This is a genomic window from Ferruginibacter sp. SUN002 (genome assembly GCF_050611725.1).
In the GTDB taxonomy this organism is placed as follows: Bacteria; Bacteroidota; Bacteroidia; order Chitinophagales; family Chitinophagaceae; genus Ferruginibacter.
On sequence record NZ_JBODJB010000001.1, the window covers coordinates 2860155 to 2872368 of the forward strand.

Sequence of the window (12214 nt, forward strand, 5' to 3'; positions counted from 1 at the left end):
TTTTATTCAATTTAATTTCAACAATGGCAACAGAAAATAACGCTATCACTTTCGGAAGCATATGGTCGGCAATAAAATTATCGCTGAACGGAGAACAGCAAGACTACACTCAAGGAAGCATAAGGAAAGCCGTTTTCCTGTTAGCTATTCCAATGATACTCGAGTTAAGTTTAGAAAGCGTATTTGCCGTAGTAGATATGTTCTTTGTAAGTAAACTTGGGCAAAATGCTATAGCAACCGTTGGCCTTACTGAATCTGTGATAACACTTGTATATTCTGTTGCTATTGGCTTAAGTGTAGCAGCCACAGCAGTTGTCGCAAGAAGGATTGGCGAAAAAAATCCTGAAGCTGCTGCACATGCCGGAGCACAATCATTAATTGTTGCAATATTTTTTTCAGCACTTACGAGTGTTGCAGGAATGATATTCGCAGAAGATATTCTATCATTGATGGGTGCAAGCAAAGAAGTAATACATGATGGGGCAATATTCACTCGTATCATGTTTGGCGGGAGTCTGGCCATCATGTTATTGTTTTTGATCAATGGTATTTTTCGTGGTGCAGGTGATGCTGCTATGGCCATGAAAAGTTTGTGGATCGCTAGCGGAGTTAATATTATTTTATGCCCAATACTTATTCATTTCATGGGATTAAAAGGTGCTGCCATTGCAACCGTTATTGGCAGAAGCAGCGGTGTGCTATATCAATGCTATCATTTATTTAAAGGCAGTGGCATTCTACAATTTCACAAGCCACATTTTAAATTTGATTTTCCAATCATAAAATCGTTGATCAATATTGCATGGCCCGCTACTTTTCAATTTATCATCGCAAGCGGCAGCTGGATCATTTTAGCAAGACTGGTTGCTGAAACAGGCGGTACCACTGCATCTGCAGGGTATCAAATTGCTATCAGAAATGTGGTGTTCTTTATTTTACCTGCATGGGGATTAAGCAATGCTGCTGCTACATTGGTTGGACAAAATCTTGGTGCCAAAGAGATACACAGAGCAGAACAAAGTGTTTTGATCGCAACTAAGTACAATGCTATTTTCATGAGTTTTGTAATGGCATTATTTATCTTTTGTTCAAACTTTATCATTCGACTTTTTACAAAAGATGAAGCTGTTGTAGTTTATGGGGCCAAAGCACTACAGATCATCGGCACAGGATATATTTTTTACGGCATTGCCATGGTAATGACACAAGCATTGAATGGAGCAGGTGATACTAAAACTCCTACACTTATCAATTTTGTTGGATTCTGGTTATTCCAAATTCCGTTGGCTTACTTTCTGGCTAAAGGTTTAGATATGAAAACAACTGGTGCCTTCATTGCGGTACCGGTTGCAGAAACTTTTATTGCACTAATTGCCTGGTATTATTTTAAAAAAGGGAAATGGAAGGAAGTAAAAGTGTAAGCATCTTCACCTCACTATGCTTACTACATTCAAAATATTATTACTATGGAATATAATAGCTTATTGCTAGGCAAGTTAATATTAAAACGCCTATCTCTATTAACCAGATCTTTATTAAATTTTTCTTACAAAAAAACTTAATGATAAAATCACTAATAAAGAGACCTATTAAATAAGGTAATCCTATATATACCACCATCATACTCCAACCGGCTGTACGATCTTTATCAATATAGGCATTGACCATAACGATCAGTAAAAATATCGTTGCCAATATACAAGGACTAAAAAAATGCAACCACCTTTTCATTATGCAGATTTTTCTGAATGAGTAAATTTAGTCACACCATCTTTGTGGCGAATCATCTTTATTAATTGTATGATGGCAGTCAACAAAAATATTCCACCAATTACCCAGTTCATGTATTTCTGACTATCATTCACTTTGTCAACAATAAATTTTCCGCCGAAAATAAAAAGAAAATTGCCGGCCAATGCTCCAAGCCCTACACCAACAATGTAGATGTTGTATAACGATGCCTTTGGTTCCAATATCTTCTTAGTAAACAAAACCGTACTCCACCCAAACCAGAAAATAACTACTACCGGATTTACGGCACACATCAACATACCCAGTAAAAAACGATGCATATTATTATCGAGTAGTACATTTTTTGTTTCGCTCCCACCCTTTATTGCTGCTATAAAACTACCGGCTGCCAATCCAAGAATGATCAACAATGTAAGGCACTCCATTGCTTTCATTAACTTCGTTTGTTTACGCACCCAATCAATACCAACCAGCGATACACGTACATAGGTCATTTCAACGATCATAGAACCAAGAGAAAACCAAATTGCATTTGCTATGCTCTCCTGAATGCCTATCTGCATAGCTGCAACATTCAGTGTTCCCAATGGCAAGGAACCTAAAAAACTAATGAGCAAAGCCCACAAAAAAACTTGTAATAATTTATACATGAATTGTTTTGTCTACAGCTTTCATTGCTGTATATAATTGTCTTGTTTCGGTAAGAAATCTTCGTCCCTTTTGCAAGCCCCATGGTTTTACACCTTGGCGGGCATTGTATTTACTGATCTCATATAAAGCTTTCCAATGTTTTAGAATTTCCTTATAAGCTCCAATTAAGGTGTAACCCGTATCGTAAAAATGATTAGGTTCTGCACCACAACCATTATATTCAAGTATTGTAAAATTCTTTCCTTCTTTAAGATCCGAAACATTCGAGCACATCACATCGTACCTGCCATAAAAAAAATCGTTCACATGATGACTGATTTTATCAAACACACCTACCAATTTTTCATCGATCTCATTTTTAAGATCAATGAACTGAGCACCACGGTTATGATTAGCCGCATAACTCAATTTATACACTTCGTCTTTCGCAATAACCTTATGCCAGTTGCCCTTATGTTTCATCGCCATAGACTCACCATGCTTTTCCGCTTTAGGGCTCTCCATGAACAATTGCTCCAGTGTTTTTACACCGTCCCCAATTACCTGCATTGGCACCTTATGTAAAAAACCGGTTACAATTCCCTTTGCATCTTTAGGGTGACGTATATAAAATACACTCACTTCCATCGGATATTTTACCCAACGCTGAACGATGTATTCATAAGGCATTTTGGAATGATACTCTTGCAATGCCGCTTCATGCTCTATCTTTCTCAATAAAATTCCCTGCCCGCCAACTTCCGGTTTTACAATAAACGGATAATCGATCTGAAGATCGGCAAGTCTTTTTTTGATTGATTCAAGATCATCTTTTGGCAAAACATTAAAAGTAGTAGGATACAACTCTACCGGCAACAGATCATACATCTCTTTCTTTGGTTCTCCCTCCATGCCTCCAAAAGTAAGCTTGGGATTGCTTGGCGTAAAGAACCATACTGCCCTCGATTTAATGATATACCACACCCAGAATATAGAAATAGGTGTATATAGCAATTTAAAAGGCCATGCTTCCCAATGCGTAATGCGCTTAATCAGTTGCTTCATCGAACTGCAAAATTAACGCCTTAAAGCCACATAAAATCATGCAATAAAACATAAAAGGTTTAATTACATTTGTGTAGATCGGTCATAAAAACTATTGCTATAGCGTAAACGCTTCAAGCATAAAAGTAGAACTACCAATGTCGAAGCCATAGTAGTACAACCGATGCAGATAGCTGCTCCCGACAAAGACGCTGTATTTCTTTGTCGGTGTCTTTTTTGGGTTCTTTTTTGGACAAGCAAAAAAGAACAATAAAAATAAATAATATTATGCATGTACCAACAATGTCCGAAATGACCGCAAATGGCGAAACTCCCGAAGTGTTATTCTGGGTAGGCTGTGCCGGAAGCTTCGATCAAAGAGCACAAAAAATAACTAAAGCATTTGTTACCATACTCGATAAAGTAAAGATCAAATACGCCATACTTGGAAAAGAAGAAATGTGTACGGGAGATCCTGCAAGAAGAGCAGGAAACGAATTCATGTTTCAAATGATGGCATATCAAAACATTCAAATATTGAATGGATACGGCATAAAGAAAATTGTTACTGCCTGCCCTCATTGTTTCAACACATTAAAAAATGAATATCCCGAATTAGGTGGTACATACGAAGTCATTCACCATGCAACCTTTATACAACAATTGATCGATGAGGGAAAAATAAAAATGTCGGAAGAAGGAAGTTTTAAAGGAAAGAAGATTACTTATCACGACAGCTGTTACCTTGGCAGGGCAAACAATATTTATGAAGCTCCCCGTAAAGTATTAGAGGCGCTTGATGGCGAATTGATTGAGATGAAACGTTGTAAAAGTAATGGCCTTTGCTGCGGTGCAGGAGGTGCACAAATGTTTAAGGAAGAAGAAAAAGGCACTACCCGTATCAATTTAGAAAGAACCAACGATGCACTGGAAACCGGTGCAAATATCATAGCAGCAGCCTGCCCTTTTTGTAATACGATGATGACAGATGGCGTAAAACTTAACAATAAGGAAGAAGATGTAAAAGTTTTAGACATTGCCGAGCTGATTGCCGCATCTATTCAATAATTTTGCAGTATGGACATCGATATTTTAAAGGAACATATTCCCGCCGACTTTAACGACGCATCCAAAGTATGGATATATCAAAGCAGTCGTTTATTTTTTATGAGTGAAGCATTTCAGTTAGAAGAAATGTTTGAAAAATTTGTTGCATCATGGAAAAGCCACGGAGCTGAAGTAAAAGGCTATGCCAATTTATTCTTCGGACAGTTCATTGTTGTAATGGCAGATGAAACCGCAACAGGTGTTAGCGGTTGCAGTACCGATTCTTCTGTAAGAATGATAAAAGAGATAGAACAAAAATTCAATGTACAAATGTTCGACAGACAAATGCTGGCTTTTATCATCAAAGAAAAAACTCAATTACTGCCATTGTCGCAATTGAATTATGCAGTAGAAAATAAATTCATTGATGGAGATACTTTGTACTTCAACAATACCATACTCACCAAAAAAGAATTACTGGAAAACTGGATCATTCCTGTTAAAAATAGTTGGTTGGGAAAAAGAATTACTTCCCTTCAAATGTAAATTGTTCATTTTCTGCCCAACCTTTTGTAGTTGTAATACAGTTCTTACATAAAACAATTATGTATGAAAAAAATATTACTCTCTGCACTATTGCTGGCAACTATAAGTAGCCATGCACAAACACAGCAAACCGTTGTTGTTCATTTCGATACAGATAAATACGATCTTACAGTAGATGCTACAACTACACTCGACAGTTTCGTTCTGTCCAACACAACCGATAAAAAGATCAAACTCTACGGACATACCGATATCATGGCCGGTTATGAATACAACGATGCTTTATCGTTGAAACGAACCAATGCAGTAAAGCAATATCTAGTAAGTAAAGGAGTGAGTGCCGACAATATAATTGAAGAAAAAGGCTTTGGTAAACGAAGACCATTAAATGATAACCGTGGCGAAAAAGAAATGCACATGAACCGTCGAGTAGAGATCGTTTTTGAAGGCGAAGAACATGTAATAAATGAAGGAGTGAAGAACGTAGAAATGAAAGAAGAAAAAACGTTAACAGAAAAAATTGAAGACACGGCCACATCAGTCGGCTCCAACATTGTTTTAAAGAATATGAATTTTTACGGTAGTACACATAGCATTTTACCGGAGTCTATGCCAACATTATTTGAGCTGATTGAAGTAATGAAAAAGAACCCTACATTGGTGATACAGGTAGAAGGGCATATCTGTTGTCAAGATGGAGATGCCGATGGGTTCGATATCGGCACCCGTACACAAAACCTTTCAGAGAACAGAGCAAAAGAAATTTGCAAGTACCTCCACAAAAGCGGAATTGAAGAAAAACGATTATTCTTCAAAGGTTATGGTCACCAACAACCGCTTACTCCTTACCCGGAAAAAACAGAAGAAGAGAGGATCAATAACCGAAGGGTGGAAATAAAGATCGTAAGAAAATAATTTTACCATTCATAAAAAAGCTGTTTTATAACCTAAGCAGCTTTTATTTTTTCTATACATTTGTCACATGCAAAAAAATATTTTTACACTATTATTTTTGACTGTTACTTGTGTAGCAACAGCACAAAAAACATCTTACACTTTTCAACCAAAATGGACCGTTGGCGATAAAAAAACCATCTCCATTGTACAACATGAAAAAGAAACCAAAGGAGATGCAGTGGTTGAAGACACTACCACTTATCTCAATGCGGCGATCTCTGTATTGAAAGAAGACAACGAAGCCTATTACCTGAAAGTAGTGTACGAAAATATTGCCATGAAATCGGCCATAAATTTTTACGAACGTTTGGGAGATGAACTAAAGGAGTATGCCAATCTTGAACTTAAATACAAAGTAAATAAACAAACCGGTAAACCCGATCTACAAAACTGGAAAGAAGCTCAACAATTCATAAATAAAAGTTTTGAGCAGATCGATTCCCTGATAAGCAATAAAGTTCCAGATGCTGCAAGTTTCCTCAGTTATGGCTTTGCACCCATCAAAGAAATTTTTGAAAGCAAAGAAAATATTGAAGCTTATATGACAGACGAAATTGGCTACCTGTTCTTCCCGTATAATAAAAAATTTACGACCGGTGACACTTTAACTTTAACTGAACGCTGTGCCAATCCGTTTAGCCCGACAGATACTATTGATCAAACTACTTTAGTATATCTGTCAAAAATAGATGACGCTAAAAAAATGTACTCCATTCAATCAAACGATATACTTGATATTTCAGGTTTTAAAGAAATGATCAAAGCAATGATGGGTAAAATGGCAGATGCTTTTGGCGGTTCGGACAGTTCTAAAACAAAAGCCGCAAACGATATTGACAGTTTTGATATTTCTTATTCAAACTCCACATCCATTAACTTCGACAATTCAACTTCATGGCCGATAGAAATCATTAAAACCAATAGGGTTTTTGCTACAGACCCCAAAGAAGGTAGAAATGAAAAAAATATTACTACAACAATAATCATTAAGTAACAATGTAAACGATAGCTCCGTAGCAATAACTAAAGTATTAGACATCATACACCAATTAATTCAGTATGCACTTTAATCCTAAGAGTAAAGAACTGATGTCGAAGCTACAGTAGCACTAAAGTACCACATAGCTAGCCGGCAGGAAAAGGCTGTATTTTTTCCTGCCTTGACTTTTTTGCTACTTTTTGCGTCAAGGCAAAAAGTAGAGAAAAGAAATAACAATTAGGATGCCCTCTAACAATTTTTGTATATTTAAGTTCAACACTTTTATATGAGATCATTGCTATTCATATCACTCCTATTCATTCTCAATACAACCTTCGCACAATCAATTGTACAAAGAGATCCTACAATTGAAAAAATGGTAAAAACTATTTCTGCCGATTCATTAAAGTCATACATCAACACACTCGTTGCCTTTGGCACACGAAACACATTAAGCAGTCAAACCAATCCCAAACGAGGCATTGGAGCAGCTCGTAACTGGGTACTTTCAAAATTCAATGAGTTCTCCAAACATTCCAATGGCAGAATGACGGCAATGATAGATACCGTTACATTAAAGCCCGATGGCAAACGTGTGAACAGAAATGTTTTACTCGGCAATGTAGTCGCTACATTAAAAGGCACCGATCCGAATGATAACCGAATACTCATCATCAGCGGACACCTCGATAATATGCGTAGCAGCCCTACCGACAGCATTGGGGATGCTCCAGGCGCTAACGACGATGGCAGTGGCACAGCAGCAGTTATTGAATGTGCAAGAGTAATGAGTCAATATGAATTTTCTGCTACCATTATTTTTGTTGCAGTAAGCGGCGAAGAGCAAGGCTTGCTCGGGTCTACCTTCATGAGTGAAAAAGCAAAGAAAGAAAACTGGAACATTGAAGCATTGCTCAACAATGATATCATCGGCAGCAACAACAGCAACGAAACAAATAATATCAACAATACCAAAGTAAGGGTATTCAGCGAAGGATTGCCTGCTTATGAAACAGAGAAGACCGCGACAAGAATTAGAAATCTTGGATTAGAAAATGATGGCCCATCAAGACAACTGGCTCGTTATGTAAAAGAGATCGGCGAAAGATATGTTGACAATATGCAAGTGGTATTGGTCTATCGCAACGATCGTTTTCTTCGTGGCGGCGATCATACACCGTATGTAGAACGTGGTTTTACTGCAGTGCGTATCACAGAGATGAATGAGAATTTTACCCGCCAACACCAGGATGTAAGGACAGAAAACAATATTCATTACGGCGATCTTCCCGAACACATCGATCACGAATACCTCCGCAAAAACACCTGCATCAATTTAGCTAACCTTGCTAATTTGGCAAAAGCTCCATCTGCACCGCAATCTGTAAAAATGGAAGTAAAGACCCTCGGCAATACTACCTACCTAACCTGGGATTCACCAAAGTATGGAAAAGCCACAGGCTACTATGTTTTATTAAGAGAAACTACCAGTGCCGTGTGGGAGAAAAAAATATTTACTACAGAGAAGAGTATGCGACTACCTTACTCAAAAGATAATTATTTTTTCGCAGTGCAAGCCATCAATGCAGCTGGCAATGAAAGTTTACCGGTGGTACCGGTGCCGGAGAAATGATTTGGAGATTTGAAAATTCGAGGATTCATCTCTCACTTTTTATTTTCATTATTCATTTTCCACTGTTCTCTTTTTCCTTTTAATGTTAGCTAATTCTGTTTGCAGTCTTTCATTTTCTGCTTCAAGCAAAGTTGTTCTTTTTTCCAAAGCTTTAATAGCACTGAATACAACGCCTAACATATCAATAGGATTAACAGCAGTATCATTACCAATAACGCCTAATTCATCTTTCCCAAATGCATTATAAAAATCCTGCGCCATCACGCCATAGTGGCGATTGGTTTTATCAGGATCATCCTTATATCTCCACGAATAATAATCGATGGCACCTATTTTCTTTAACACTTCTTCATCGTTCATCAACAGGGTTGCTTCTTTTTTATTTTTATCGCAGAAGCTAAGCCATGAGTTACCGCTCGGATTCATGTACACACCTAAGCTGGCTGCCAGGTTGGTTTGAAAATGATAGCCACCTGCAAACTGCATCAACATGTGGTTGTCGAATCCTTCTACTACCTGTACACCATCTGTACGTCCTGCAATGACAAAAGAACCCGAGTGGCCGTTAGTATTTGAATTGTTGCCAATCGCAAAAGAATAATTTCCTGTGGCGAGACAGGAATTTCCAATTGCATAACTATTGAATCCCTGGTCAGGAGAATTAAATAATAAACCTGTAGAGCTGCCATTACCTATTGCAAAAGAACCATTACTCAATGTATAGCATTGATTGCCTATGGCAAATGAATTATCACCTATTGCAAAATGCCCACCTGTTGTATAAGCAGACGTTGTACCATTACCAATAGCAAATGAATATTGTCCCCGGGTTGTGGTATACCCTGCAAGTGCATTATACCCTATTGCAGTACTGTTATTAGCATTTGCCTTCGCAAGGCTCCCTATAGCAACACATGACGGTTCAGTAGTTACACTACCAAACCCTAATGCTACACTGGGACTACCCAATGCCTGCGTATAAGCCCCTAGCGAAATACTTGCATTTCCTTTTGCCTTTGTTTCCAATCCCAATCCTATAGAATGTATTCCTATCTCTGCGTCGTTCCAAGTCGTTGCATTAATAGCAACCCTTCCTGCACGAAAGGCAGCTTTCTTTGGATACCATATTAATCTTGTTCCAAGCCCCGAATCGGGAAGATCAACGCCGCTATTAAATTCTCCTCTTGCTATGAATCCGTTGTTATTAATGATGTGTAAACCTGCTTTGGGTTCGTTGGTGCCAATACCTACATTTTGTGCTTGTACCATTGTGTACGATACAAACATGGCTACGATCAGTATATTCCTTTTCATAGTTCAAAAATTTATAAAGTTTAATGTATTTATAAAGTTCGGAAAATCAAAAGGGAAATGCAAGGGCTTTGTGTTAAGAGAAAAATTGAGCAGTGCAGTTCCGAATTAAAAGAAAACAATCTTGCCTCCTAGAAATTTCCACTGCAAAAGAAGCATCATCTTTTCCCTTCGCAGTGCTACCAATATTTTCATTATTTAACATGATTGTACAAGCCACTTCCATACTTTCATGTAAATGTCTATGTTAGCTTACCTTTTAAATTTTATTCGCTAATATAATTTTTTAAATAGTAGCCCAACTAATTACCCTCTAGGTAGTTACGTCTAAAATAAAACCATCCCCAACAGTTCCTTTGCTTTACTCAGGACGATAGCATCTTTCATTTTTTGAATAGTCTCTTCAGTAATACAAATCAAAAAAGCCGTCCCCAACTAGTTGGAGAACGACTTTAAATATTTTTGAATTCAATTACTGTATCTCAAGATTTCCCGGTATCCTGAATTTTTTACCTGCCTTTACAGTAATTTTTGTACCAGGTTTCATTTCCTGTGTTTTATTCAACACACATTCACCATTGGCTACCGGATCAATGATGATCTCTGCACAGGCTGCGGTAAGCGGCGATGGGGGTATTAGATTATTGGCCCAGTTTGATGGCACATCCCAGTTGCCCGTACCGACGAAGGTGTAGGTTGGCGGGATAATGCTAAAATAAGCATCACTCAGATCGTACACTGCACTATTGCCTGCCGAACTTACTCTTAGCAAAACAGTGGTAGAGGCAATTGTATTAGGCACTGCCCACACATAGCTGTGCGTTGTGGTGCTGTAATTGCTTACAATATTTGTCCAGCTGCTGCCGGCATTGGTAGAGTACGCAATGGTATAGGTGCCGATGGTGGATGTTTCATTCCAGTTGATGGTATAATTTGAACAGGCATAAATGGTGTCTGCGTTACCGTTAGGCGTTACCAACATGATGGGTGCTGCAGTGGTGCTGATGGTAAATGGCAGATCGCTGGTATCTGTTTTACAACTGTTGACATTATCTCTTATCAATATTCTGCAATTGGTAGAAACAATATTGGGTACTGTCCAGGTATATTTATTGTTGGACGTACTGTAGCCAGTTACAATATTTGTAAAGGTTGATCCGCCATTGGTAGAATAAAAAATATCATACAAACTGGATATCCCGTCTGATGACCAGGAGATATCGTACGTGGTGCCTACCTGCATGATGCCTCCAAAGTTTGGCTGGATAAGCGTTACGGCTTTTATAATACTGAATACATTGTCGCTCATATCAACGTAACTGTTTGCCGTTGGTTTCACCCTTACTCTTGCTTTGTCGGAAAAAATATTAGGTACATTCCAATTGTAGGTAGCAGGGTTAGTTGTTGCGGAGAAACTGCTGGTGATATTTGTCCAGGTAGCTCCGTCATCTAGCGTGTACTCTATCGCATAGGTACTCCATGCCGGAGAACGATCGAAGGTGATGGAGGTTACGGTACAACCACCAACGGTTATCACATCTCCGCCATTGGGCGTGAGAATGGTAACAGCAGGTTTTATGGTGAATACTGCATTGCTTACATCGCTTACTGACATATCTCCGGTGTTACTTATTCTTACCAAACATGTAGTTGAGTTTTGATTGGGTATCGTCCATGCATAACTGCCGTTGTTGCTTGCTGCATTGGTAATCAATGTCCAGGTGGTGCCGTTGTCGGTAGAGTACTCCAGTCTTGCGGTGGTGTATAGTTTGGAAGTTGTCCATGTAATGTTTTGAACTGTTCCTGAATACAATACTTCTCCGCCGTTAGGACTTAATAAGAATGGTGTTGCAGGTGTAATAGTAAACGCTGCATTGTTATCATCATACTTACAGTTGTTTACATAATCTGTTACTCTTACCCAGCAGGTAGTGCTGGATGTGTTGGGGAGTGTCCAGTTATAACTGTTGCCCGTGATGTTGGTAGCAACGGTTGTCCAGCTATTACCACCATTCAATGAGTATTGTACATTGTACTGACCAGATGCAGTAGGCAGGTTTGTCCATGTGATGGTATGGCCTGATAAGCCTACCCAACTCTCGCCGCCGTTAGGACTGGTTACGGTGATGTCATTGCTTGGTATGATATTGAACACTGCATTGCTCGTGTCTCTTATGGTTGAAGAAGAATTTGATCCGTAAACATAGATCAATGCTTTACTGGTGGTGATACCGTTTGGTACTGTCCAGTTATACGTCTGCGTTAGTGAACTATTATCTGATACTGCTGTGATATAATTAAAGGTAGATCCGCTA

10 protein-coding genes are annotated in these 12214 nt (G+C 38.4%); 6 read left to right on the plus strand and 4 right to left on the minus strand.

The features are described from left to right. Window positions 1-23: 23 nt before the first annotated feature. Window positions 24-1421: an MATE family efflux transporter gene (locus ACQ33O_RS12175; protein ID WP_430995862.1), complete on the plus strand. Its 1398-nt coding sequence runs from the start codon at window positions 24-26 to the stop codon at window positions 1419-1421. Between the two features lie 309 nt (window positions 1422-1730). Here ACQ33O_RS12175 and ACQ33O_RS12180 read toward each other — a convergent pair whose 3' ends face one another. After that, on the minus strand, window positions 1731-2402 hold the full coding sequence (locus ACQ33O_RS12180; RefSeq protein ID WP_430995863.1) for a LysE family translocator: 672 nt from the start codon (window positions 2400-2402) through the stop codon (window positions 1731-1733). Then, the gene (locus ACQ33O_RS12185) at window positions 2395-3447 is read right to left on the minus strand and encodes a hypothetical protein (protein WP_430995864.1); all 1053 of its coding nucleotides are present in this window, start codon (window positions 3445-3447) and stop codon (window positions 2395-2397) included. The genes ACQ33O_RS12180 and ACQ33O_RS12185 overlap by 8 nt, the downstream gene beginning before the upstream one ends. A 267-nt stretch (window positions 3448-3714) precedes the next feature. On the opposite strand from ACQ33O_RS12185, the gene ACQ33O_RS12190 reads away from it, so the two are divergent. The 5 genes from ACQ33O_RS12190 (at window position 3715) to ACQ33O_RS12210 (ending at window position 8588) form a co-directional block, all read left to right on the plus strand. After that, on the plus strand, window positions 3715-4494 hold the full coding sequence (locus ACQ33O_RS12190; RefSeq protein WP_430995865.1) for a (Fe-S)-binding protein: 780 nt from the start codon (window positions 3715-3717) through the stop codon (window positions 4492-4494). A 9-nt stretch (window positions 4495-4503) separates the two neighbouring features. Continuing rightward, window positions 4504-5019: a hypothetical protein gene (locus ACQ33O_RS12195; RefSeq protein WP_430995866.1), complete on the plus strand. Its 516-nt coding sequence runs from the start codon at window positions 4504-4506 to the stop codon at window positions 5017-5019. 63 nt (window positions 5020-5082) lie between these two features. After that, window positions 5083-5934, plus strand: a complete 852-nt coding sequence (locus ACQ33O_RS12200; RefSeq protein WP_430995867.1) for an OmpA family protein — start codon at window positions 5083-5085, stop codon at window positions 5932-5934. A gap of 67 nt (window positions 5935-6001) precedes the next feature. Further along, window positions 6002-6970, plus strand: coding sequence for a hypothetical protein (locus ACQ33O_RS12205; RefSeq protein WP_430995868.1), 969 nt, complete (start codon window positions 6002-6004; stop codon window positions 6968-6970). 271 nt (window positions 6971-7241) lie between these two features. Next, window positions 7242-8588, plus strand: a complete 1347-nt coding sequence (locus tag ACQ33O_RS12210; RefSeq protein WP_430995869.1) for a M28 family metallopeptidase — start codon at window positions 7242-7244, stop codon at window positions 8586-8588. 48 nt (window positions 8589-8636) lie between these two features. Here the strand turns inward: ACQ33O_RS12210 and ACQ33O_RS12215 are convergent, their stop codons facing one another. Further along, the gene (locus ACQ33O_RS12215) at window positions 8637-9902 is read right to left on the minus strand and encodes a tail fiber domain-containing protein (RefSeq protein ID WP_430995870.1); all 1266 of its coding nucleotides are present in this window, start codon (window positions 9900-9902) and stop codon (window positions 8637-8639) included. Between the two features lie 469 nt (window positions 9903-10371). Continuing rightward, a partial coding sequence (locus ACQ33O_RS12220; RefSeq protein ID WP_430995871.1) for a hypothetical protein occupies window positions 10372-12214 on the minus strand: 1843 nt, incomplete at its 5' end.